The organism is Streptomyces sp. CNH189, from assembly GCF_000527195.1.
The window spans coordinates 186,281-208,593 of record NZ_AZUS01000012.1 but is presented as its reverse complement, the minus strand read 5'-3'; the positions used below and the strand labels follow the sequence as shown (position 1 = coordinate 208,593).

Annotated in this window: 23 protein-coding genes; 10 read left to right on the top strand and 13 right to left on the bottom strand. The window is 71.7% G+C overall.

Annotation, left to right across the window (positions count from 1 at the left end; all coding sequences use genetic code 11):
- Positions 1–33: 33 nt before the first annotated feature.
- The gene (gene disA, locus B100_RS0118315; RefSeq protein ID WP_024885883.1) at positions 34–1,158 is read left to right on the top strand and encodes a DNA integrity scanning diadenylate cyclase DisA; all 1,125 of its coding nucleotides are present in this window, start codon (positions 34–36) and stop codon (positions 1,156–1,158) included.
- A 117-nt stretch (positions 1,159–1,275) separates the two neighbouring features.
- On the opposite strand, the gene B100_RS0118310 is transcribed toward disA, so the two are convergent.
- Positions 1,276–2,169: a hypothetical protein gene (locus B100_RS0118310; RefSeq protein ID WP_024885882.1), complete on the bottom strand. Its 894-nt coding sequence runs from the start codon at positions 2,167–2,169 to the stop codon at positions 1,276–1,278.
- A 175-nt stretch (positions 2,170–2,344) separates the two neighbouring features.
- On the opposite strand from B100_RS0118310, the gene B100_RS0118305 reads away from it, so the two are divergent.
- Positions 2,345–2,998: a phosphatase PAP2 family protein gene (locus B100_RS0118305; protein WP_024885881.1), complete on the top strand. Its 654-nt coding sequence runs from the start codon at positions 2,345–2,347 to the stop codon at positions 2,996–2,998.
- A gap of 27 nt (positions 2,999–3,025) precedes the next feature.
- Here the strand turns inward: B100_RS0118305 and B100_RS0118300 are convergent, their stop codons facing one another.
- Positions 3,026–3,691 (bottom strand): response regulator transcription factor, encoded by a 666-nt coding sequence (locus tag B100_RS0118300; RefSeq protein ID WP_024885880.1) that lies wholly within the window; start codon positions 3,689–3,691, stop codon positions 3,026–3,028.
- Positions 3,688–5,259 carry a sensor histidine kinase gene (locus B100_RS0118295; RefSeq protein ID WP_024885879.1) on the bottom strand — a complete coding sequence of 524 codons (1,572 nt, stop codon included), beginning with the start codon at positions 5,257–5,259 and terminating at the stop codon, positions 3,688–3,690. Before B100_RS0118295 ends, B100_RS0118300 begins: the two co-directional genes overlap by 4 nt.
- Before the next feature lie 131 nt (positions 5,260–5,390).
- Here B100_RS0118295 and B100_RS0118290 point away from each other — a divergent pair, with 131 nt between their 5' ends.
- The 5 genes from B100_RS0118290 to cseC all read left to right on the top strand — a co-directional run bounded on the left by B100_RS0118290 (position 5,391) and on the right by cseC (position 10,016).
- On the top strand, positions 5,391–6,326 hold the full coding sequence (locus tag B100_RS0118290; protein ID WP_024885878.1) for an HhH-GPD family protein: 936 nt from the start codon (positions 5,391–5,393) through the stop codon (positions 6,324–6,326).
- Positions 6,327–6,609: 283 nt separating this feature from the next.
- On the top strand, positions 6,610–7,149 hold the full coding sequence (locus B100_RS0118285) for a SigE family RNA polymerase sigma factor (protein WP_024885877.1): 540 nt from the start codon (positions 6,610–6,612) through the stop codon (positions 7,147–7,149).
- Complete coding sequence (locus tag B100_RS0118280) at positions 7,137–7,796, top strand: hypothetical protein (protein ID WP_024885876.1); 660 nt, start codon at positions 7,137–7,139, stop codon at positions 7,794–7,796. Before B100_RS0118285 ends, B100_RS0118280 begins: the two co-directional genes overlap by 13 nt.
- 169 nt (positions 7,797–7,965) lie before the next feature.
- On the top strand, positions 7,966–8,664 hold the full coding sequence (gene cseB, locus B100_RS0118275; RefSeq protein WP_024885875.1) for a two-component system response regulator CseB: 699 nt from the start codon (positions 7,966–7,968) through the stop codon (positions 8,662–8,664).
- Between the two features lie 8 nt (positions 8,665–8,672).
- Positions 8,673–10,016: a two-component system sensor histidine kinase CseC gene (gene cseC, locus B100_RS0118270; RefSeq protein WP_024885874.1), complete on the top strand. Its 1,344-nt coding sequence runs from the start codon at positions 8,673–8,675 to the stop codon at positions 10,014–10,016.
- Positions 10,017–10,060: 44 nt separating this feature from the next.
- Here the strand turns inward: cseC and B100_RS0118265 are convergent, their stop codons facing one another.
- Entirely contained in the window at positions 10,061–11,635 is a 1,575-nt protein-coding gene (locus B100_RS0118265) for an MDR family MFS transporter (protein ID WP_024885873.1), read from the bottom strand.
- Positions 11,636–11,774: 139 nt separating this feature from the next.
- Between B100_RS0118265 and B100_RS0118260 the strand changes: the two genes are divergently transcribed.
- On the top strand, positions 11,775–12,371 hold the full coding sequence (locus tag B100_RS0118260; RefSeq protein ID WP_024885872.1) for a TetR/AcrR family transcriptional regulator: 597 nt from the start codon (positions 11,775–11,777) through the stop codon (positions 12,369–12,371).
- Positions 12,372–12,425: 54 nt separating this feature from the next.
- On the opposite strand, the gene B100_RS0118255 is transcribed toward B100_RS0118260, so the two are convergent.
- Positions 12,426–13,163, bottom strand: coding sequence for a M23 family metallopeptidase (locus tag B100_RS0118255; RefSeq protein ID WP_024885871.1), 738 nt, complete (start codon positions 13,161–13,163; stop codon positions 12,426–12,428).
- A gap of 440 nt (positions 13,164–13,603) precedes the next feature.
- On the opposite strand from B100_RS0118255, the gene B100_RS0118250 reads away from it, so the two are divergent.
- Positions 13,604–14,278, top strand: a complete 675-nt coding sequence (locus tag B100_RS0118250; RefSeq protein WP_024885870.1) for an HAD family acid phosphatase — start codon at positions 13,604–13,606, stop codon at positions 14,276–14,278.
- Positions 14,279–14,349: 71 nt separating this feature from the next.
- Here B100_RS0118250 and B100_RS0118245 read toward each other — a convergent pair whose 3' ends face one another.
- Positions 14,350–16,875 (bottom strand): ATP-dependent Clp protease ATP-binding subunit, encoded by a 2,526-nt coding sequence (locus B100_RS0118245; RefSeq protein WP_024885869.1) that lies wholly within the window; start codon positions 16,873–16,875, stop codon positions 14,350–14,352.
- A gap of 431 nt (positions 16,876–17,306) precedes the next feature.
- Between B100_RS0118245 and B100_RS0118240 the strand changes: the two genes are divergently transcribed.
- Positions 17,307–17,981, top strand: a complete 675-nt coding sequence (locus B100_RS0118240) for an SCO3374 family protein (RefSeq protein ID WP_024885868.1) — start codon at positions 17,307–17,309, stop codon at positions 17,979–17,981.
- Here the strand turns inward: B100_RS0118240 and B100_RS0118235 are convergent.
- The 7 genes from B100_RS0118235 to nadC all read right to left on the bottom strand — a co-directional run bounded on the left by B100_RS0118235 (position 17,960) and on the right by nadC (position 22,311).
- A complete protein-coding gene (locus tag B100_RS0118235) occupies positions 17,960–18,295 on the bottom strand; it encodes a histone-like nucleoid-structuring protein Lsr2 (RefSeq protein WP_024885867.1) in 336 nt (111 codons plus the stop codon). The genes B100_RS0118240 and B100_RS0118235 overlap by 22 nt on opposite strands.
- A gap of 213 nt (positions 18,296–18,508) precedes the next feature.
- Positions 18,509–19,042 (bottom strand): amino-acid N-acetyltransferase, encoded by a 534-nt coding sequence (locus tag B100_RS0118230; protein WP_024885866.1) that lies wholly within the window; start codon positions 19,040–19,042, stop codon positions 18,509–18,511.
- A gap of 9 nt (positions 19,043–19,051) precedes the next feature.
- Positions 19,052–19,462: a BlaI/MecI/CopY family transcriptional regulator gene (locus B100_RS0118225; RefSeq protein ID WP_078540995.1), complete on the bottom strand. Its 411-nt coding sequence runs from the start codon at positions 19,460–19,462 to the stop codon at positions 19,052–19,054.
- 148 nt (positions 19,463–19,610) lie between these two features.
- Positions 19,611–19,793: a hypothetical protein gene (locus B100_RS0118220; RefSeq protein ID WP_024885864.1), complete on the bottom strand. Its 183-nt coding sequence runs from the start codon at positions 19,791–19,793 to the stop codon at positions 19,611–19,613.
- A 26-nt stretch (positions 19,794–19,819) separates the two neighbouring features.
- Complete coding sequence (locus B100_RS0118215; protein ID WP_024885863.1) at positions 19,820–20,410, bottom strand: hypothetical protein; 591 nt, start codon at positions 20,408–20,410, stop codon at positions 19,820–19,822.
- A 123-nt stretch (positions 20,411–20,533) separates the two neighbouring features.
- Positions 20,534–21,331 carry a type III pantothenate kinase gene (locus B100_RS0118210; protein ID WP_024885862.1) on the bottom strand — a complete coding sequence of 266 codons (798 nt, stop codon included), beginning with the start codon at positions 21,329–21,331 and terminating at the stop codon, positions 20,534–20,536.
- An 8-nt stretch (positions 21,332–21,339) separates the two neighbouring features.
- Positions 21,340–22,311 carry a carboxylating nicotinate-nucleotide diphosphorylase gene (gene nadC, locus B100_RS0118205; protein ID WP_024885861.1) on the bottom strand — a complete coding sequence of 324 codons (972 nt, stop codon included), beginning with the start codon at positions 22,309–22,311 and terminating at the stop codon, positions 21,340–21,342.
- Positions 22,312–22,313 lie beyond the last annotated feature (2 nt).

The following is a 22,313-nucleotide window of genomic DNA, read 5'->3' as shown; positions in this document are numbered from 1 at the left end:
GGGGCGCCCAGAACCTGCGACCGGAGGAGTGCAGTGGCAGCCAACGACCGGGCAGCAGCTCCCGGAAAGTCCGGTGGGAGTGCCGGTTCCGATGGCCTGATGCGCGCCTCGCTGAGCGCCGTGGCGCCTGGTACCGCCCTGCGTGACGGCCTGGAGCGGGTGCTCCGCGGCAACACCGGCGGTCTCATCGTGCTCGGCTCCGACAAGACCGTCGAGACGCTGTGCAGCGGCGGCTTCGTGCTGGACGTGGAGTTCACCGCGACCCGGCTGCGTGAGCTGTGCAAGCTGGACGGCGGCATCGTGCTGTCCTCGGACCTGTCCAAGATCCTGCGGGCGGGCGTGCAGCTGGTGCCGGATCCGACGATCCCCACGGAGGAGACCGGCACCCGGCACCGCACCGCCGACCGTGTGAGCAAGCAGGTCGGCTTCCCGGTCGTCTCCGTCTCCCAGTCGATGCGCCTGATCGCGCTCTACGTCGACGGTCAGCGCCGTGTCCTGGAGGACTCGGCGGCGATCCTGTCCCGCGCCAACCAGGCGCTCGCCACCCTGGAGCGCTACAAGCTCCGCCTCGACGAGGTCGCGGGCACGCTGTCCGCGCTGGAGATCGAGGACCTGGTGACGGTCCGGGACGTCTCGGCGGTCGCGCAGCGCCTCGAGATGGTGCGCCGCATCGCCACCGAAATCGCCGAATACGTGGTCGAACTGGGCACCGACGGCCGTCTCCTCGCGCTCCAGCTCGACGAGTTGATCGCGGGTGTGGAGCCGGAGCGTGAACTGGTCGTACGGGACTACGTCCCCGAGCCGACCGCCAAGCGCTCCCGCACGGTCGACGAGGCGCTGCACGAACTGAACGTGCTCACCCACGCGGAGCTCCTGGAGCTGTCGACGGTGGCGCGGGCGCTCGGTTACACCGGCTCCCCGGAGACGCTGGACTCGGCGGTGTCGCCGCGCGGCTTCCGGCTGCTGGCCAAGGTGCCGCGGCTGCCGGGCGCGATCATCGACCGGCTGGTGGAGCACTTCGGCGGTCTGCAGAAGCTGCTCGCCGCGAGCGTGGACGACCTGCAGACGGTGGACGGCGTCGGCGAGGCCCGCGCCCGCAGCGTCCGCGAGGGCCTCTCCCGCCTGGCGGAAAGCAGCATCCTCGAACGCTACGTCTGACCGGAGCACCCCCGAGGGACCGGACCGCCCGCACCGGTGTGCCCCGATGGGGGCCCGGGGAACGGCGCGCCCAGCCCCCACCGGCCGTCAGGTCACGACGGACCTGGACCTGACGGTCTAGTCGGCCTTCAGCACGAACGACGTCCGCACCTTCTCGTACCCCGGCGCCTTAGCCTCCACCAGGTACGTCCCCGGCTGCGCCGCCCCGCCCTTGGGCGTGGCGCACTGCGCCGCACTCCGCTTGCGGTCCCACTTCACGGTGTACGTGATGCTGTCCCCGGCCGGCACCCGGAACACCAGGCTGCGGGCGCCCTTCGGGCAGTCGTCCGACGCCCAGAACACGTCGTCACCCGTGGCCTGGGAGACCGTCACCACCGTGTGCTCGGGCCCGAGGTCGATCTTGCAGTCGGCGCCGGACGTGTTCCGCGCCGTGAGCAGGAAGGTGGGCGTCTGCCCGGGACCGTACGTGTTCTCCTTGCTGCGCAGGCTGAACCGGGCCGCGTTCGCGGTGCAGTTGGGAAGCCCGGCCCCGGAACCCGCCGGAAGCGCGTCGCCCGAGCCGACCCCGGCGGACGTGCCGCCCTCGGACCCGCCACCCGCGCTGCCGCCGGCGCCACCGCCCGATCCGTCCGCACCGCCCGCGCCCGCGGAGTCCGCGGGATCGCCGTCGCCGCCCGAGCCGTCCGAGCCGTCCGAGCCGTCCGAGGATCCACCGGACCCGCCGGACCCGCCGGATCCACCGGACCCCTCCGACCCGCCGTCACCCGTCTCGTCGCGTCCGCCCGGTGCCTGGCTGATCGCGGGACCCGAACCGGAGGGTCCGGGGGTGATGGAGGGCACGGGATTCTTCCCGTTGGCGCCGTTGTCCCGGTTGTTGCCGCTGCCGCCGCCGGAGACCACGACCCAGGTGATCAACAACGCCAACACGGCGAGTACGGACAGCATTACGGCCCTCCGACGCCAGTAGATGGAGGAGGGAAGCGGCCCGACCGGATTGCGCAGAGATCCCACGGCGCAAACTGTACGAGAGATCCGAGCGTTCGCTTGTCCCACCCGCCGCTCAGGCGCACAACTTTTCCGGATCATCATCCCGGTAACCGGCCGCACACCCCTGTCTTTCGTCAGGTAGGACACCCGACGGTCGCGGGGTGTGACGGTTCCGCCCGTTCGCCTACGGTCGGTGACCATGGACTTCGTGGACAGCGGGCTCTACCGCGACATCACCGACCACGCGTACGACGCCCCGGCGTGGCTGCGGCACGCGGCCGAGATCGGGACGGAGGCCGGACTGCTCGTGTTCGTCGCGCTGTTCGTGGCCGGCTGGTGGCGGGCACGGCACGCGGACACCCGGGCGTTCGCGATCGCGGCCCTTGCACCCCTGGCCACGGCTGTGGCGTACGTGTGCAGCGAACTCCTCAAGTCCGTTGTGACGGAGGAGCGTCCGTGCCGCGCCGTGATCGGTGCCGCTCCTCCCCTGGCGGAGTGTCCGCCGCACGGCGACTGGTCGTTCCCCAGCAACCACGCCTCCATCGCCGGTGCCTCGGCCGTCACGCTGGTCCTGGTGCGCCGCGTGCTGGTCTGGCTGACGGCGCCGCTTGCTCTACTCGTCGCGTTCTCGCGGGTGTTCGTCGGCGTGCACTACCCGCACGACGTGGCCGCGGGACTGCTGCTCGGCGCCCTGGTGTCCCTCGCCGTCGTGGGCCTGGCCACGCGACCGGCACTCCGGCTGGCCGGGGCGATGCGCGGCTCGACGGCGCCCGCCGCACGCTGGCTCACCGGCCCGGGCCCGCGCTCCGGGGCGACCGCCCCCACGCCGTACGCCACGCACCGCCGCGACTGAACGAGGCGCGCCCGCACACGGACGGGCTCAACTCCCCACCAGTCCCGCCTCGTACGCGACGATCGCCGCCTGTACGCGATTGCGTACGCCGAGCCGGTCCAGGACCGCGCTGACGTACGCCTTCACCGTGCCCTCGACAAGGTGCAGCCGGGCGGCGATCTCGGGGTTGGACAGGCCCGCCCCGACCAGGGCGAGCACCTCGCGTTCGCGCGGGCTGAGCAGTGCCGCGCGGGCCCGCGCGTCGGCCTCGCGGGCCAGCCGCCCGCCGCCGTCGGTGCCGCCGAGGCCTTCGATGACGTACCGGGCAACCTTGGGCGACAGGAAGGCCGCGCCGCCCGCCACCGCCCGTACCCCCGCCAGGAGTTCGTAGGGGTCGCCGGACTTCAGCAGGAAGCCGGTGGCGCCACCGGCCAACGCCCGGGCGACATAGGCCCTTTCGGAGAACGTCGTCAGGACGGCGACGGCCGTGCCGGGCACCGTGCGGAGGATCTCCTCGGCCGCCGAAAGCCCGTCCAGGCGGGGCATGCGGACGTCGAGCAGCGCCACGTCCGGGCGGTGAGCGCGGGCGAGTTCGACGGCCTGGTGCCCGTCGCCGGCCTCGGCGACGACCTCCGCCTCCCCGCCGCTGTCCAGGATGGCGCGCACCCCGGCCCGCACCATCGCCTCGTCGTCGGCCAGCAGGACGCGGATCATCGTGCGAACTCCTCACGTCGTGAGTTCTGTTGAGCTCCCACGCGGGGAACGACGTCCTTGGCCGCCAGGCGCCCCCGGTCGTCGAAGCAGAGGCGGTAGTGGTCGACGGAGACGAACAGTTCGCCGCTCGCGCGGTAGTAGCGGCAGTCCGTCCCGTCGGGCTCGGCGGGGGCGCGGTCCGTCGGCGGATCCTGGACGTCCCGGTCGGGCAGGTCGAGGTCGGCGAGGAGCGTGCCCGGGCGAAGTCCGGCGTAGGCGGCGGGTTCCAGCACCGCGTGCGTCTCGGTGTACGCGTACCAGCCGACCGACGCCGCGACCAGGGCGGCCCCCGTGCCCGCCGCGACGCCGAGCGCGGTGACGACACGGCGGCGGGCGTGGGTGTAGGGGGCGGACGGCGGACGGGCCGAGGCGACGGCCGCGGGCATGAGTGCCGGGACGTGGGCACTGACCTGGTACCCCTCACCGTGCGGCCCCGCCTCGAAGGTCCCGCCGACGGCCGTGACGGCGGCGCGCAGTGCCCGCAGCCCGCTGCCGCCCCCTGAGGGCTCCGAACGTGTCTGGGCCGCGGACCCGTTGGTGACGGTGACGGTCGCTCCCGAGGTGTCGTCGCCGGTGACCTCCACGACGACCGGCGCGCCCGGTGCGTGCCGTGCCGCGTTGGTGAGCGCCTCGCGGGCCACCCGGTGCAGCAGCCGTTCGGCGACCCCGCCCGGTGCCACGGTCCCGGCCCGCGTGCCGGTCCCCCAGCGCACCGGCAGCCCGGAGTCGGCGGCGCGGGTGACGAGTTGTTCGACGGTCTCCCCGGCCGGGGCGAGCGGGAGCGGTGCGTCGTCCTCCTCCCGCAGCACGCCGATGACGCGGTGCAGCCGGTCCGTGGCGTCCGCGGCCGCCGCGCGCAGGTCGGCTGCCGCCGCCCGGTGCCGTTCGGGCAGGTCGGGCGCCACCTGGAGCACGCCCGCCCGCAGGGCGAGCAGGCTCAGCTCGTGCCCCAGGGAGTCGTGCATGTCCTGGGCGATCCTGGCCCGCTCGCGCAGCCGCGCGCGCTCCTCTGCGAGGCGCTGCTCCTCCTCCAGCCGGGCGGCCCGCAGCCAGCCCGCCGCGGTGAGCGCGCGGCTCTGCCGCCAGTAACGGCCGCCGAGCCAGGGCAGGACGCAGCCGAAGAGCAGGGTGCCGGTCATGACCAGCCACTCCGGGACCGGATCGGCACCGCCGAGCGCGATCCTCAGAGTTCCGGCGCCACCGACCACGACGAGACCGAGGGCGGCGGGGGCGGTGCGGCCCTCCCGCAGCCCGAGCAGCAGGGCGAACACGGCGAGCGCGGGGCCGTAGGAGAGGGTGAACAGGGCGGGGGCGGCGGCCAGGCCCAGGGCGGCCGTGAGGGCGAAGGCGGCGAGCGGGCGGTGTGCGGCCAGCGCGGTGGCGACGGCGAGCACTCCCGCCCCGGCCAGCTGCTGTCCGAGGGGACGCGGCTCGTTCAGCCCGAGCCGGCCGGCACCGAACGCGGGCAGTGCGAGCGCCGCCCAGAGCAGGCAGCGGCCGGCGACGACGGCGGTGCGGGCACGGTCCATGCGCCGACGCTACAAGCGGACGCCGGGCGCCCGCCCCTGCCGGTCGTCAGGTCCCGTGTCACCTTCCGGGAGGTCCTTCCCCGTGGCGCTCGGCCGTCGACGGGGCCCGGCGTGGCAGGATCGGACAGGTCATGACTGCTCCCACGAAGCCCCCGTACGGCACCGCCGCCGATTCCGCGTCCGAGCATGCTCCCGGTGAGCCGCTGCACTCCCCCGTCATCGACTGGTTCGACGAGCACGCCCGGGACCTTCCGTGGCGACGCCCTGAGGCCGGCGCGTGGGGGGTGATGGTCAGTGAGTTCATGCTGCAGCAGACCCCCGTGAACCGGGTGCTGCCCGTCTACGAGCAGTGGATGGCCCGGTGGCCGCGCCCCGCCGACCTCGCCGCCGAGGCGCCCGGCGAGGCCGTCCGCGCCTGGGGCCGGCTCGGCTATCCGCGCCGCGCGCTGCGGCTGCACGGTGCCGCCGTGGCCATAACGGAACGGCACGGCGGCGACGTGCCGGCGGACCACGCCCAGCTGCTGGCGCTGCCCGGCATCGGCGAGTACACGGCCGCGGCCGTGGCGTCGTTCGCGTACGGGCAGCGGCACGCGGTGCTGGACACCAACGTCCGCCGGGTGTTCGCCCGCGCGGTCACCGGCACGCAGTACCCGCCGAACGCCACCACGGCCGCCGAGCGCCGCCTCGCCCGCGCGCTGCTGCCCGAGGACGCGGAGACGGCCGCCCGCTGGGCCGCCGCCTCCATGGAGCTCGGCGCGCTGGTGTGCACGGCGAAGAACGAGGCGTGCCACAGCTGCCCGATCGCCGCACTGTGCGCCTGGCGGCTGGCGGGCAAGCCCGCGCACGACGGTCCGCCGCGCCGCGGCCAGACGTACGCGGGCACCGACCGCCAGGTCCGCGGGCGGCTGCTGGCCGTGCTGCGGGAGGCGCACGGGCCGGTGCCGCAGGCGGCGCTCGACCGGGTGTGGCACGAACCGGTCCAGCGCGCCCGCGCGCTGGACGGTCTGGTCTCCGACGGTCTGGTCGAGCCGATGCCCGGCGGTCTGTACCGGCTGCCGCTGAGCTGACCCGAGCCGCTTCCCGTCACGCCGTTCACAGCCGTCACACCTCGTGCGACGGCTGATATCACCGCATACCCGCACCGAACGGTCCGTCGCTTCGTCCCGTTCGTCCCTCCGTTACACAACCGACGGACAGCCGAGCGCTGCCCGCAGGGTGCTCCGCACAGTGCCGTGACAACGCCTCCGTACCTTCGATCACGTGCTCGACAAGGGCACGACGAGACGGATCACAGGCGGTACGGCCGGCCCGAGCGGGCCCGCCGGAACGGGGAGCGAAAGGCGGGACACCATGGCGCAGGGCGAGGTGCTCGAGTTCGAGGAGTACGTCCGCACCCGGCAGGACGCGCTGCTGCGCAGCGCCCGGCGCCTGGTCCCGGACCCCGTCGACGCGCAGGACCTGCTGCAGACGGCCCTGGTGCGTACGTACGGCCGCTGGGAGACCATCGTGGACAAGCGGCTGGCCGACGCCTACCTGCGCCGGGTCATGATCAACACGCGGACGGAATGGTGGCGGGCGCGCAAGCTGGAGGAGGTCCCCACCGAGCAGCTCCCCGAGCCCTGCGTGGACGACGCCACCGAGCAGTACGCCGACCGCGCCCTGCTGATGGACGTGCTGAAGGTCCTCGCCCCGAAACAGCGCAGCGTCGTGGTGCTGCGACACTGGGAGCAGATGTCCACCGAGGAGACGGCCGCGGCACTCGGCATGTCGGCCGGAACGGTCAAGAGCACGCTGCACCGGGCGCTGGCCCGGCTCCGCGAGGAGCTGGAGTCCCGCGACCTGGACGCACGCGCGCTGGAGCGTGAGGAGCGGGAGCGTTGCGCGGCGTGACCGGCGCGGGGTCCGCACGGACCCGTTCCACCGCCAGGACGGCGAGTACGGCGACGGCCGTACTCGCCGTCGGCGTGCTGTTCGTCAGCGGGTGCGGTGCGAGCGGCACCGGCGCGCGGGACGAGGGCCCGGCCCGCGTGGACGGGCCGACCAGCCCCGCCGCCTCCAAGGCGCCCTCGACGGCACCCTCGCCGACCCCCGACCGGATCGACGCCGTGCGGCTGATCAAGCGGGACCCGGCGGTCTCCGCCGACGTGAAGCGGGAGCTCAAGCCCTGCGTCGCCGACGAGTACCCGGTGGACGTCAGCTACGGCAACCTCACCGGCGAGGCCCTGGACGACGTCGTCGTCAACGTGCTGACCTGCGGAGACGCGGTCGGCATCGGGACGTACGTGTACCAGCGCCAGGGCGACGCGTACGTCAACGTGTTCAGCGCGGAGGAGCCGCCGGTCTACGCGGAGATCGACCGCGGCGACCTGGTGGTGAGCAAACAGGTCTACGACCGCGGCGACCAGGTGTCGAACCCGTCCGTCGAGATCGTGATCACGTACCGCTGGGTCTCGGGCCGGTTCGTCGAGAAGTACCGCACCCACAACGAGTACGGCCCGGTGGCCGGCCCCGCGCCGACGCCGGCGCCCGACAGCTGAGACCTGGCTCACACGCGGGAACCGGCAGCGTGCCGCCGGACGATGAAGGGATGAACCCGTCGTGCGGCCGGCGCGTCCCGTGGGGTGGGGCGGAGAGAACAAGCGCCGTGACCGGGCGGGGACGGGGGCCCGCCCGGCCCGGGACCACACGAGAACTGAGAGCAGCAGGATGGCAGACCAGACCCACGTCCTGTTCGTCGAGGACGACGACGTCATTCGCGAGGCCACCCAGCTCACCCTGGAGCGGGACGGTTTCGCGGTCACCGCGATGCCCGACGGGCTGTCGGGTCTGGAGGCGTTCCGCGCCGACCGGCCGGACATCGCGCTCCTCGACGTCATGGTGCCCGGGCTGGACGGGGTCAGCCTGTGCCGGCGGATCCGGGACGAGTCCATGGTTCCGGTGATCATGCTGTCGGCCCGCGCCGACGCCATCGACGTGGTGCTGGGCCTGGAGGCGGGCGCCGACGACTACGTGACCAAGCCGTTCGACGCCGCCGTCCTGGTCGCGCGGATCCGCGCGGTGCTGCGCCGCTTCGATCGGGCGGGCGGCGCCGGACAGGGGCGGGACACCGAGGACGTCGGCGCCGTCCTGGCGTTCGGCGAACTGGAGGTCGACACCGAGGGCATGGAGGTGCGCAAGGCGGGCGAGCCGGTGGCGCTGACCCCGACCGAGATGCGGCTGCTGCTGGAGTTCTCCGCGGCGCCGGGCACCGTGCTCTCCCGCGACAAGCTGCTGGAACGGGTCTGGGAGTACGGCTGGGGCGGGGACACCCGGGTCGTCGACGTCCATGTGCAGCGCCTGCGGGCGAAGATCGGCCAGGACCGCATCGAGACGGTCCGCGGCTTCGGCTACAAGTTGAAGGCCTGAGCGAACGGATGCGCGGCTATTTCCGGCGCCTGGTGACGGCGCTCGTCCGGCGGGCGGGCATCGGCGCGGGCCTGAGGTGGAAGCTCAGCGCGGCGATCGCGCTGGTCGGGGCGCTGGTGGCGATCGCGCTGAGCCTGGTGGTGCACAACGCGGCCCGGGTGTCGATGCTGGACAACGCGCGCGACCTCGCCGACGAGCGCATCATGATCGCGCAGCGCAACTACGAGCTGTCCGGACGGCTCAACTTCCCCAACACCAAGATCGACGACCCCCAGCTGCCCCGGGAGCTCAGGGCCAAGGTCGACGAGGGCCGCCGGGCGACCTACGTGGCCGACCGGGGCGGGGCGCCCGACATCTGGGCGGCGGTGCCGCTGAAGAACGGGCACGTGATGTCGCTGCACTCCGGCTTCACCGACCGCAGCTCGGACATCCTCAAGGACCTCGACCAGGCCCTGTGGATCGGCTCCCTCGCCACCGTCCTGGGCGGCTGCGCGCTCGGCGTCCTCATCGGCGGGCATCTGTCGCGGCGGCTGCGCAAGGCGGCCACCGCCGCCAACCGGGTCGCGGGGGGCGAGACGGACGTCCGGGTGCGGGACGCCATCGGCGGGGTGGTGCGGGACGAGACCGACGACCTGGCCAGCGCGGTGGACGCGATGGCGGACGCGCTGCGCCAGCGGCTGGAGGCGGAACGGCGGGTGACCGCCGACATCGCCCACGAGCTGCGCACCCCGGTGACCGGCCTGCTCACCGCGGCGGAACTGCTGCCGCCGGGCCGGCCCACGGAGCTGGTGCAGGACCGCGCCAAGGCGATGCGCACCCTCGTCGAGGACGTCCTGGAGGTCGCCCGGCTCGACAGCGCCTCCGAACGGGCCGAGCTGCAGGACATCCTGCTCGGCGAGTTCGTCGCCCGGCGGGTCGCGGCGAAGGACCCGGACGCCACCGTGCGCGTGGTGCACGAGTCCGAGGTCACCACCGACCCCCGGCGGCTGGAGCGGGTGCTGTTCAACCTGCTGGCCAACGCCGCACGGCACGGGGCGCCGCCCGTCGAGGTCACCGTGGAGGGCCGGGTCGTCCGGGTCCGCGACCACGGGCCCGGCTTCCCGGAGGACCTGCTCGCCGAGGGGCCGAGCCGGTTCCGCACCGGCAGCGCGGACCGGGCGGGCCGGGGCCACGGCCTGGGCCTGACCATCGCGGCCGGCCAGGCCCGGGTGCTGGGCGCCCGGCTGACCTTCCGCAACGTACGCCCGGCGGGTGCCCCGGACGACACGCAGCCCGAGGGTGCCGTCGCCGTCCTCTGGCTCCCGGAACACGCCCCGACGAACACGGGGAGCTATCCGGTCCTGGGGCAGTGAGCACGCTTCCGGGGCGCCGCGCGCCCCGGAAGCCGCTTCTCGGCTCAGACCGCCTCGGGGGCCTGCGCCGCCGCCGGAGTCTCCTCCCGCTGCGGGCCCGCGCCCTTGAGCGGCACCTCCTTGACGAACACCGCCGCCGCCAGCGACAGCACCGCGATCACCGAACCGAGCAGGAACGCCCCGTGCGTACCGGAGGACACGGCGTGCTGGTACGCCTCACGCGCCGCCTCCGGCAGCTTCGCCAGGCTCGCCGCGTCCAGCTGGGCGGACCGCTCGGTCACCTTGGAGCCCAGCGCGCCCGCCTTCTCCGCCATGACGTCCTGGACCCGGTGGTTGAACAGCGCGCCCATGACCGCCACGCCGAAGGACGAACCGAGCGTGCGGAACAGGGTGGTCGACGAGGACGCCACCCCCATGTCCCCGGGTTCCACGCTGTTCTGCGCGACCAGCATGGTGATCTGCATGAGGCAGCCCATGCCGAGCCCGACCACCGCCATGTAGACGCCGGAGGTGAGGCGGGAGGTCCCGGTGTCCATGGTGGACAGCAGGAACAGGCCGACGACCAGCAGCACGCTGCCCACCACGGGGAAGACCTTGTAGCGCCCGGTGCTGGTGGTCACCCGGCCCGCGACCATCGAGGTGACGAGCATCGCGCCGAGCATCGGCAGGAGCAGCAGGCCGGAGTTGGTGGCCGAGGCGCCCTGCACCGACTGCTGGTACAGCGGCAGGAAGAGTGTCGCGCCGAACATCACGAAGCCGACGACGAAGCCGATGACGGACATCAGCGTGAAGTTGCGGCTGCGGAAGATGTGCAGCGGCACCACCGGCTCGGCGGCCCGGGTCTGCCAGAACACGAAGCCGACCAGGGAGGCGACCCCGAGACCGATCAGCTCCATGATCCGCGCGGAGGTCCAGGCGTACTCCGTGCCGCCCCAGGTGGTGACGAGGACGATCGCGGTGATGCCGACGGTCAGCAGCGCGACCCCGGGGTAGTCGATGCCCGCCTTGGACCGCTTCTTCGGCAGGTGCAGCACGGCGCCCACGGCGGCCAGCGCGATCGCGCCGAGCGGCAGGTTGATGTAGAAGGCCCAGCGCCAGCCCCAGTTGTCGGTGATGGTGCCGCCGACCAGCGGGCCGCCGATCATCGCCAGGGCCATCACGGCGGCCATCATCCCCTGGTACCTGCCCCGCTCCCGGGGCGGGATGAGATCGCCGATGATCGCCATGACGCCGACCATCAGACCGCCGGCGCCCAGGCCCTGCACCGCGCGGAAGCCGATCAGCTCGCCCATGTTCTGCGCCATGCCACTGAGCGCGGAGCCGACCAGGAAGATCACGATGGAGGTCAGGAACGAGCCCTTGCGCCCGTACATGTCCCCGAGCTTGCCCCACACCGGGGTGGAGGCCGCGGTCGCCAGCGTGTAGGCGGTGACCACCCACGACAGGTGCTCAAGACCCCCCAGCTCGCCCACGATGGTCGGCATCGCGGTACCGATGATCATGTTGTCCAGCATCGCGAGCATCATCGCGATCATGAGCGCGAGCAGCACCACCCGCACGCTTCTCGGCTGTTTGCCGTCGTCCGTCCGGGCGGCCTCCGCCGCCACTGTGTCCGTCATGGATCCCACTCCCCCGGCCACACGGCGTGTGGCCCACTTCTACTTACTTGCCGCCCGGCTAGTTCACTACACTGGGAAGCTAGACGCGCAACTAGCCGGGCGTCAAGTAAGTTTTCGTCAAGAGGGTCCGAGTAGGAGGATGGGCGTCACCATGGACGGCACCAGACAGCGGCGCCGCGGGAACACCCGCCAGCGCATCCAGGACGTGGCCCTCGGACTCTTCGCCGAGCAGGGCTACGAGAAGACCTCGCTGCGCGAGATCGCCGAGCAGCTGGACGTCACCAAGGCGGCGCTCTACTACCACTTCAAGACCAAGGAAGAGATCCTCGTCAGCATCTTCGAGGACCTCTCCCGGCCGCTGGAGGACCTGATCGCCTGGGGGCGGGAGCAGCCCCACTCGCTGAGGACCAAGCAGGAGCTCCTGCGCCGCTACAGCGAGGCACTCGCGGCGGCGGCCCCGCTCTTCCGCTTCATGCAGGAGAACCAGGCCACCATCCGCGAGCTGCGCATCGGCGAGCTGTTCAAGACCCGGATGTTCGGGCTGCGGGACATCCTCATCGATCCGGACGCCGACCTGGTCGACCAGGTGCGCTGCGTCAGCGCCCTGCTCACCCTGCACGCGGGGATGCACATCCTCCAGGACACCGAAAGCGACCCCGAGGAGAAGCGCAAGGCCGTCCTCGAGGTCGCCGTCGATCTGATCACCCAGGCCCACCGGGGTCCCGCGGAGGCTTAGTCCACCGGGGCTCCGCGAGGGCTCAGGCGCATACGCCTGTCCGCTCCCCGCGGGTCAGACCGTCACGCCGTGGCCGCGCAGGAAGGTCACGGGGTTGACGGCGGAGCCGTAGTTCGGGGTGGTGCGGATCTCGAAGTGCAGGTGGGGACCGCTGGAGTTGCCGGTGTTGCCGGACAGGGCGATCTTCTGGCCGGTCTTGACGACCTGGCCGACCTTCACCTTCACGGACGACAGGTGGGCGTACTGGGAGTACGTCTTGTTGCCGTGCTTGATCACGATGGCGTTGCCGTACGCGGGGCCGTCACCGGCGCCGTTGCCGCCGGCCTTGACGACGGTGCCGCCGTGGGCGGCCATCACCGGGGTGCCGGTGGAGACGGCGTAGTCCTGGCCGGAGTGCTTGTGGGCCCACATGCCGCCGTTCTGCGCGAAGCTCGCCGACAGCTTGTAGCTCTTGACCGGGTCGATCCAGGACGCGGCCTTCTTCTTGGCGGCGGCCTTGGCGGCCTTCTTCGCCTGCGCGGCCTTCGCGGCGGCCGCCTTCTTCGCCTCGGCGGCCTTCTGGGCCTTGGCGGCCTGCGCCTGGACGGCCTTCGCCTGGACCTCCGCGGCCTTGGACTGGGCGGCCGCCTGCGCCTGCACGGCGCCGGCCGCGCCGGAGGCGGCCGTGTTGTCGACGGCGGCCGCGACTCCGGCTCCCAGGACGGCCGAGGTGCCCAGGCCGGCGGCCAGGACGGCCGCACGGGTACGGGTGGCGGACGTACGGGGGAAACGGGACGTGACGCGCTCGAACATCAAAACCTCGTGGGGGAGGGGACAGAGGAGAGCCACCTGCTCGCGAAGCCCGCGACGTGGTGGCCTCTCAGTGGTAACCCTTTCGCCCGAAAAGCCGCAAAGGTGTGACCTACGAAGGAAATTCGTAGCCAACGACCGAGATGAGCGCCTCGTGAGACGGGGCTCACAGGGGGCGAAAGCCCCATTTCAAGCCGTTCGTTGGCACTTTCACCCTGAATGCCCGAGTTGGTTTGGGTGTCTCTCTACTATTCCGAGCCGTACGTGACGTGGCTCCTGTGCGGCACGTCACCGGTGGAGTGAAAAAGCGGTCGCAGAAATGTGGCGCAGGCCTCTGGTCGCCTACCGCGCGGTAACCCTACGGTTCACCTCGCGTCACCCTCGCACACGAGCATGCACACGACATGTTGGCAGCGTCACGGACGTGAGAGGACCCCCACGACATGAGAAGCCGACGCCCCTGGTCGCGCCGCGTAGCGGTGACCGCCGTCTCCGCGACCGCCCTGGTGGCCCTCGCCGCACCGGCCGAGGCCACACCCGCCACCGCGACCCCCGCGACGGCCACCGCCGCCCTGCCGGCCGCCGCCCCCGCGATCCCCACGGCCCCCGCCGCCCTCGCGGCCGACGTCGACCACGACACCTGGCAGCGCGACTGCCGGGCGGTGATGGACCAGGCGCTCCCCTATGTGAAGCAGCGCATCGCCGATGCCCGGCCGGGCGAGAAGCAGGCCATCGTCCTCGACATCGACAACACCGCCCTGGAGACCGACTTCGGCTTCAGCTTCCCGCAGCCCGCCAACGAGCCGGTCCTGGAGGTCGCCCGGTACGCCGAGGAGCGCGGGGTCGACCTGTTCTTCGTCACCGCCCGCCCCGGCATCATCCACGCGCCCACCGAGTGGAACCTCGACCACGCCGGCTACGAGTCGTCCGGGCTGTACGTCCGCGGCTTCCTGGACCTCTTCAGGAACGTCGCCGACTACAAGACGGCGCAGCGCGTCGCCATCGAGCGCAAGGGCTACACGATCATCGCCAACATCGGCAACAGCGCCACCGACCTCTCGGGCGGCCACGCCGAGCGCGCCTTCAAGCTGCCGGACTACGACGGCCAGCTGTCCTGACCCCGGGCACAGGTGAGGGGCCGGCACCCTTGCGGGTGCCGGCCCCTCTCACTGGCCGTGGAGCGGGACGCCTACGCGTCCTTGCTCAGGTTCGGGCCGGCGCCGCCGGCCGCCTGCTCGATCGGCGGGACGTCGGGCAGGGCCGACTTCTCCTCGCCGCGGAAGGTGAAGGTCTGGGACTCGCCCTCGCCCTCGGTGTCCACGACGACGATGTGACCCGGACGCAGCTCGCCGAAGAGGATCTTCTCCGACAGCGAGTCCTCGATCTCCCGCTGGATGGTCCGGCGCAGCGGCCGGGCGCCCAGCACGGGGTCGTAGCCCTTCTTGGACAGCAGCTCCTTGGCGGACTGGGAGAGCTCGATGCCCATGTCCCGGTCCTTCAGGCGCTCGTCCACCTTGTCGATCATCAGGTCGACGATCCGCAGGATGTCGCCCTGGGTCAGCTGCGGGAAGACCACCACGTCGTCGACGCGGTTGAGGAACTCGGGCCGGAAGTGCTGCTTGAGCTCGTCCGAGACCTTGTTCTTCATGCGCTCGTAGTTGGTCTTCGTGTCACCCGCGGCGGCGAAGCCCAGGTTGAAGCCCTTGGAGATGTCCCGGGTGCCGAGGTTGGTCGTCATGATGATGACCGTGTTCTTGAAGTCCACGACCCGGCCCTGGGAGTCGGTCAGGCGACCGTCCTCCAGGATCTGCAGCAGCGAGTTGAAGATGTCCGGGTGGGCCTTCTCGACCTCGTCGAAGAGGACGACCGAGAACGGCTTGCGGCGCACCTTCTCCGTCAGCTGGCCGCCCTCCTCGTAGCCCACGTAACCGGGGGGCGAACCGAAGAGACGCGAGACCGTGTGCTTCTCGCTGAACTCCGACATGTCGAGGGAGATCAGCGCGTCCTCGTCGCCGAAGAGGAACTCCGCGAGCGCCTTGGACAGCTCCGTCTTACCGACACCGGACGGACCGGCGAAGATGAACGAGCCACCCGGACGCTTCGGGTCCTTCAGACCGGCGCGGGTACGGCGGATCGCCTTGGACAGCGCCTTGACGGCGTCGTTCTGGCCGATGACCCGCTTGTGCAGCTCCTCCTCCATGCGGAGCAGGCGGCTGGACTCCTCCTCGGTCAGCTTGAAGACCGGGATGCCGGTGGCGGTCGCGAGTACCTCGGCGATCAGGTCGCCGTCGACCTCGGCGACGACGTCCATGTCGCCGGCCTTCCACTCCTTCTCCCGCTTCGCCTTGGCGGCCAGGAGCTGCTTCTCCTTGTCGCGCAGCGAGGCGGCCTTCTCGAAGTCCTGCGAGTCGATCGCGGACTCCTTGTCCCGGCGGACACCGGCGATCTTCTCGTCGAACTCGCGCAGGTCCGGCGGCGCGGTCATCCGGCGGATGCGCATCCGGGAACCGGCCTCGTCGATCAGGTCGATCGCCTTGTCCGGCAGGAAGCGGTCCGAGATGTAGCGGTCGGCCAGGGTGGCGGCCTGGACCAGTGCCTCGTCCGTGATGGAGACGCGGTGGTGCGCCTCGTAGCGGTCGCGCAGGCCCTTGAGAATCTCGATCGTGTGCGGCAGGGACGGCTCGGCGACCTGGATGGGCTGGAAGCGGCGCTCGAGGGCCGCGTCCTTCTCCAGGTGCTTGCGGTACTCGTCCAGCGTGGTCGCACCGATGGTCTGGAGCTCACCGCGGGCCAGCATCGGCTTGAGGATGCTCGCCGCGTCGATGGCGCCCTCGGCGGCACCCGCACCGACCAGCGTGTGCAGCTCGTCGATGAACAGGATGATGTCGCCGCGGGTGCGGATCTCCTTGAGCACCTTCTTCAGGCGCTCCTCGAAGTCACCGCGGTAGCGGGAGCCGGCCACCAGGGCACCGAGGTCCAGGGTGTAGAGGTGCTTGTCCTTGAGGGTCTCGGGCACCTCGCCCTTGACGATGGCCTGGGCGAGGCCCTCGACGACGGCGGTCTTGCCGACGCCGGGCTCACCGATCAGCACCGGGTTGTTCTTGGTACGGCGGGACAGCACCTGCATGACCCGCTCGATCTCCTTCTCGCGCCCGATGACCGGGTCGAGCTTGGACTCACGAGCGGCCTGGGTGAGGTTCCGGCCGAACTGGTCGAGGACCAGGGACGTGGAAGGCGTGCCCTCCGCAGGACCGCCGGCGGTGGCGGTCTCCTTGCCCTGGTAACCGGAGAGCAGCTGGATGACCTGCTGCCGCACACGGTTCAGATCGGCGCCCAGCTTGACCAGGACCTGGGCGGCGACGCCCTCGCCCTCACGGATCAGGCCGAGCAGGATGTGCTCCGTGCCGATGTAGTTGTGGCCCAGCTGAAGGGCCTCGCGGAGCGACAGCTCCAGGACCTTCTTGGCACGGGGGGTGAAGGGGATGTGACCCGACGGGGCCTGCTGGCCCTGCCCGATGATCTCCTCCACCTGCTGGCGGACCGCCTCGAGCGAAATCCCGAGGCTCTCAAGGGCCTTGGCGGCGACACCCTCACCCTCGTGGATCAGGCCCAGGAGGATGTGCTCGGTGCCGATGTAGTTGTGGTTGAGCATCCGGGCTTCTTCCTGAGCCAGGACGACAACCCGCCGCGCGCGGTCGGTGAACCTCTCGAACATCGTTAATCGCTCCTCAGAGCGGTCAGGCAGTGGGGGGAACTTCCCCTCCCTGTCCTTCCGCAGCTTAGTCCCGCAAGCGGGGACCGCTCATTCCAACTGCCGACACCGTCGATGGCCTCCTGACCCCGCTCACGCCGACATCTGCTCCAACCCGATGGTGCGAGACGATGTTCCCGCAGGCCAGGCAGTTACCCCCTTCGCCAGTACGCCCGTGGCGAACGGGAGCCGTCCCGCCCTGCGTGTCGCCCCCTCCCACTAGGGATGTCTTACCCGCTGCTACGGACCGTCCATGCCGAGTGCACGGGTTCCCTCCGCTACGGGCGAACAACCTCGCTCCCCGCCGCACCCCCGCGCGCCTCCGTGTTCGACACCCTGCGCATGCGTCCGCACACCCAGCGTAACCCGACGGGGTGTCGGCCGTTGCGCCGGGCATGGCCCCCACCCGCACCGTCACCGTCCCGCCCCCACGAGGGCCGGACGGATCCGCAGAGGGCGACAGGACACGCCTCTGGTACGAGAACGTACTGGGCTGGCCGACGGTGCCCGGTGTCCCGCCCCGGCTGGTGGTGGGGCCGGCCTTCGACGTCCTGGACGTGCCCGCCGAGGCGGGGTGCGTGGCGCTGGAGCGTCTGGGCGCCGCCGGGCAGGGCTTTCCGGTCGCCCTTCAGGCGGGCCGGCTGCGGCTCCTGGTGGCCGCGGGAAGCGCGGACGAGCTGCCGGGCCTGCTGGAGTGGCTGGAGTGGGGCGGGGTGGGCCTCGACCTGCTGGCGGTCGGCGAGGGCGGCTTCATGGACGCTCCCGTCCCCTGGACGCCCGCGGCCGGGCCGGGCGGGGCCCGCAGCGCCGGTACGTGCGGCCGGGGCGGTGACGGTCCGCAGGGGGCCGCCGTGTGGCTGCGACCCCCCGAACCGGGGCGCGGGGCCGGAGCCTCGCTGCCGACGCTGTCGGCGATGGGCACGAGGGACTCGCGAGGGGACGGTGCCGGCCCCCCGGACCTCGTGCGGCTGGTGAACACCGTGGCGACGCAGATCCACCGCGTCCGCCTGCGGCGGGCCGGTGCGGGCGCCGCCGCGCGGGCAGAGGGTCAGCCGTTGGCCTTCTCGTAGGCCTCGCGGATGGACTGGGGAACGCGGCCGCGGTCGTTGACCTCGTAACCGTTCTCCTTGGCCCAGGCGCGGATGGCCGCGGTGTCCTGGCTGCCGCCGGAGGAGGAACGCGCCTTTCCGCGCCCGCCGGAAGCACGGCCCCCGGTGCGACGGCCACCCTTCACGTAAGGCTCGAGAAGGCCGCGGAGCTTCTCCGCGTTGGCGGTGGTGAGATCGATCTCGTAGGTCTTGCCGTCCAACGCGAACGTCACGGTCTCGTCCGCCTCGCCGCCGTCGAGGTCGTCGACAAGAAGGACCTGAACCTTCTGTGCCACCGGATTTCCTTTCATCGATAACTTGAGGGCCGGGGTGAGCCGGCGTCCGCCGTATCGCCGCCCCTTGTTATAAGCAGTACTGCAGTACCTCGGAAAGCAAACCGCTTTTGACGTAAAAACACAAACCCCCGGCAGAGGCCCGGCTCCCGCACATCGCCCGGAAACATGCGCGTTTCGGACATAGGGCACCCGCATAGGGCGCCCTGACGCAGATCACAGATGCAGAAGCATCCGACTGTTGCCCAAGGTGTTCGGTTTCACGCGTTCGAGACCGAGGAACTCCGCGACACCCTCGTCATAGGAGCACAGCAACTCCGCGTACACATCGCGGTCGACGGGTGTCTCACCGATCTCCACGAAGCCGTGCTTGCCGAAGAAGTCCACTTCGAAGGTCAGACAGAAAACGCGACGAACACCGAGCCAGCGGGCGGTCTGCAGCAACTTCTCCAGCAGCCGGTGTCCGACGCCGGCCCCCTTCAGACCCGGCTTCACGGCGAGAGTGCGCACTTCCGCGAGGTCTTCCCACATCACGTGCAGGGCGCCGCAGCCGACGACCTCCGCGTTGTCGTCCCGTTCCGCGACCCAGAACTCCTGGATGTCCTCGTAAAGCGTCACCGTCGCTTTGTCGAGCAGGATGCCCTCGCGGACGTAGTCGTCCAGCAGGTCGCGTACGGCCGGCACATCGCTGGTGCGGGCCCGCCGGACGGAGAGGGCATTTGCGGTGACTTCGGGGCTGTCTGCTGACATGGACGGACGCTATCGCCCGGCGGGCCCGCCGGGAGAGCCGGGGTTGTCGTCAGGGGTTTGCGGGAGCTCGACGATCCGCATGGCGTCCGTGAGAGCCTGGCGCTGTTCCTCGCTCATCATGCCGAAGAACGCCACGAGAGCGGCGGCGGCGTTGTCGCTCTGCGACCACGCCTCGTTCATCAGGGCGGCGGCGTAGGCGGCGCGAGTGGAGACGGCCTCATATCGATAGGCGCGGCCTTCGGACTCCCGGCGCACCCAGCCCTTCTGATGGAGATTGTCCAAAACGGTCATCACCGTGGTGTACGCGATGGACCGGTCCTTCTGAAGATCTTCCAGGACTTCCCGAACGGTCACCGGGCGGTTCCACTTCCACACCCGCGTCATGACCGCGTCTTCGAGTTCTCCCAAGGGGCGAGGCACAACTCAGAACAATAGTGGGAGATCCCCTCCATGGCGTGCCGGACGGGCGTGATCGCGGCAAACACTGACAAAAGGGGCGTACGACGGTTCGTCGTACGCCCCTGTGGTGCGACTGCGGTCGGTGTCCGGCGCCCGGCGGGCGGGCCGGTCAGGCGTCGGTCTTGGGGGCGGCGGCCGCGGGGGCGGCCTCCGCCCGGGCGAGGGCCGCGTCGACCACGGCGTCCTCCTTGGTCTTGTTGGCGCCGCCCTGGGTCTTCACGATCACGCGGATCACACCGATGAAGAAGACGGCCATGACGACCGGGGGCAGGAGCGCGGAGACGTAGTCCATGCGTCCAGGGTAGCCAGGCGGACGGCTCAGCCGGCGGCCAGGTGCTGGTCCGGCGGCGTGGCGGGTTTGCGCCGCGGGAAGACCTCGCCGGGCGTGGGCACGGGCCTGCGGGTGGGCTTGGGCGTGCCCGGGGTGGGGGCCGGCGTCGGCGCGGGGCTCGGGTTCGGCGCCGGGTGCGGCGTCGAGGGCCGCTCGGCGGGCTCGCGCTCCTGCCCGGAGTCCGCGCGCCCGCCGGGCAGCGCGGTCAGGCGGACGCGTTCGCAGTGCCGTAGCAGGTCCGCGGCGGTGGGGTTGCCGCGCAGGGCGCGCAGGGCGGCCAGATCGTCCGGGTGGGGCCGGTATCCGACCCCCAGCGCCTCTTCCAGGAGCGCGAGGTACCCGGCGGCGGTGCCGGGGAGGGCGGCGCGGTAGCGGCCTAGATCGGCCACGAGGAAGGCACGCAGCCGGGCGCTCTCCCGCCTCGCCTCGTCGAGGGACGCGGCGAGGCGGAGGCAGTCCTGGACGTCGTCGGCCGTGGCGGGGCTGGGGTGCACGGCGAGGGCGAGGGCGCGGCGGAGCACACGCAGCTCCTCCGCACCGAACGCCAGGCCGCCGCGGGATCCGTAGGGCGTGGGCATGCTGCGACGATACGCGCTAATCAGACAAATACGGATCAAAGCCGCAGGTGTGGCGCGGTCACCACCCGGGTGGCCCGACCAGGCAGGACGCCCGGCTGGGACCACCGTGGGGCGGCGTACGCGCTACATACGGGACACGTTGCGTTCGTAGACCAGGCGGAGCCCGATCAGCGTCAGCCACGGCTCGTGCTCGTCGATCACGGTGCTCTCCCCCAGCACCGTCGGCGCCAGTCCGCCGGTGGCGATGACCGTCACGTCGTCCGGGTCCTCCGCCAGCTCCCGCGCCATGCGGTTGACCACCCCGTCCACCTGGCCGGCGAAGCCGTACACGATGCCCGACTGCATCGCGGCGACCGTGTTCTTGCCGATGACGGTGCGGGGCCGCGCCACCTCGATCTTGCGCAGCTGCGCGGCCTTGACGCCGAGCGCCTCCACGGAGATCTCGATGCCGGGCGCGATGACCCCGCCGACGTACTCCCCGCGCGCGGAGACCGCGTCGAAGGTCGTCGCCGTGCCGAAGTCGACGACGATCGCCGGCCCGCCGTACAGCTCGTTCGCCGCGACCGCGTTGATGATGCGGTCGGCGCCGACCTCCTTGGGGTTGTCGAACTGGATCGGCACGCCCGTCTTCACGCCGGGCTCCACCAGGACCGCGGGCACGTCGCCGTAGTAGCGGCGGGTCACCTCGCGCAGCTCGTGCAGCACGGACGGGACGGTCGCGCAGATGGCGATGCCGTCGATGCCGTCGCCCAGCTCCTCGCCCAGCAGCGGGTGCATGCCCATGAGGCCCTGGAGGAGGACGGCGAGCTCGTCCGCCGTGCGCCGCGCGTCCGTGGAGATGCGCCAGTGTTCGACGATCTCGTCGCCGTCGAACAGGCCGAGAACGGTGTGCGTGTTGCCCACGTCGATCGTCAGCAGCATGACCGGTCCTACTCCGCGGCGCGCAGGTCGAGGCCGATGTCGAGGATCGGCGAGGAGTGGGTGAGGGCGCCCACCGCGAGGTAGTCCACGCCCGTGTCGGCGTACGCCTTGGCGCCGGCGAGGGTGAGGCGCCCGGAGGCCTCCAGCGCCGCGCGGCCGTCGACGAGGGACACCGCCTCCTCGCACTCGCCGGGGGTGAAGTTGTCCAGCAGGATCAGGTCGGCGCCCGCGTCCAGGACCTCGCGGAGCTGGTGCAGGGTGTCGACCTCGACCTCGATCGGGACGTCGGGGAACTGCTCGCGGACCGCCGTGAAGGCCTGCGCGACGCCGCCGGCGGCCACCACGTGGTTGTCCTTGACCAGCGCCGCGTCCGACAGGGACATGCGGTGGTTGACGCCGCCGCCGCAGCGCACGGCGAACTTCTCCAGGCTGCGCAGTCCCGGGGTGGTCTTGCGGGTGTCCCGCACCTTCGCCTTGGTGCCCTCCAGGGCGTCCGCCCACGCGCGCGTGGCCGTCGCGATGCCGGACAGGCGGCACAGCAGGTTGAGGGCGCTGCGCTCCGCGGTGAGGATGTCGCGCGTGCGGGTGGTGACGGAGAGCAGCACCTGCCCGGCCTCCACGCGGTCGCCGTCCTCCACGTGGCGCTCGACCTCGAACTCCTCGGTGCACACGATCGACATGACCGCCTCGGCGACCCGCAGGCCGGCCACCGTGCCCGCCTCCCGCGCGGTGAAGTCGGCGGTGGCGACGGCCTCCTCCGGAATGGTCGCGACCGTGGTCACGTCCACGCCGTGCGCCAGGTCCTCCTGAAGGGCCACGTTGGCGATGTCCTCGACCTCGACGGGGTCGAGGCCGGCGTCGGCCAGGAGCTGGGCGAGCGCGGGGTCGAGCCCGCACTCCAGGTACGTGTCCTCGGCGCCGCAGGCGCAGCCGTCGCCACAGCCGCCGGAGGAGACGAGGGGAAGGTCGGGGGTGGTCACTG

Coding starts and splice junctions, on each gene's coding strand:
- B100_RS0118250 (WP_024885870.1), top strand. CDS start 13,604: ATGAGAAGCCGACGCCCCTGGTCGCGCCGCGTAGCGGTGACCGCCGTC.
- cseB (WP_024885875.1), top strand. CDS start 7,966: ATGGCAGACCAGACCCACGTCCTGTTCGTCGAGGACGACGACGTCATT.
- B100_RS0118215 (WP_024885863.1), bottom strand. CDS start 20,410: ATGCCCACGCCCTACGGATCCCGCGGCGGCCTGGCGTTCGGTGCGGAG.
- B100_RS0118295 (WP_024885879.1), bottom strand. CDS start 5,259: ATGGACCGTGCCCGCACCGCCGTCGTCGCCGGCCGCTGCCTGCTCTGG.
- B100_RS0118300 (WP_024885880.1), bottom strand. CDS start 3,691: ATGATCCGCGTCCTGCTGGCCGACGACGAGGCGATGGTGCGGGCCGGG.
- B100_RS0118240 (WP_024885868.1), top strand. CDS start 17,307: ATGGCCCCCACCCGCACCGTCACCGTCCCGCCCCCACGAGGGCCGGAC.
- B100_RS0118220 (WP_024885864.1), bottom strand. CDS start 19,793: ATGGACTACGTCTCCGCGCTCCTGCCCCCGGTCGTCATGGCCGTCTTC.
- B100_RS0118265 (WP_024885873.1), bottom strand. CDS start 11,635: ATGACGGACACAGTGGCGGCGGAGGCCGCCCGGACGGACGACGGCAAA.
- B100_RS0118285 (WP_024885877.1), top strand. CDS start 6,610: ATGGCGCAGGGCGAGGTGCTCGAGTTCGAGGAGTACGTCCGCACCCGG.
- B100_RS0118245 (WP_024885869.1), bottom strand. CDS start 16,875: ATGTTCGAGAGGTTCACCGACCGCGCGCGGCGGGTTGTCGTCCTGGCT.
- B100_RS0118260 (WP_024885872.1), top strand. CDS start 11,775: ATGGGCGTCACCATGGACGGCACCAGACAGCGGCGCCGCGGGAACACC.
- B100_RS0118230 (WP_024885866.1), bottom strand. CDS start 19,042: ATGTCAGCAGACAGCCCCGAAGTCACCGCAAATGCCCTCTCCGTCCGG.
- B100_RS0118210 (WP_024885862.1), bottom strand. CDS start 21,331: ATGCTGCTGACGATCGACGTGGGCAACACGCACACCGTTCTCGGCCTG.
- B100_RS0118255 (WP_024885871.1), bottom strand. CDS start 13,163: ATGTTCGAGCGCGTCACGTCCCGTTTCCCCCGTACGTCCGCCACCCGT.
- cseC (WP_024885874.1), top strand. CDS start 8,673: ATGCGCGGCTATTTCCGGCGCCTGGTGACGGCGCTCGTCCGGCGGGCG.
- B100_RS0118305 (WP_024885881.1), top strand. CDS start 2,345: ATGGACTTCGTGGACAGCGGGCTCTACCGCGACATCACCGACCACGCG.
- B100_RS0118290 (WP_024885878.1), top strand. CDS start 5,391: ATGACTGCTCCCACGAAGCCCCCGTACGGCACCGCCGCCGATTCCGCG.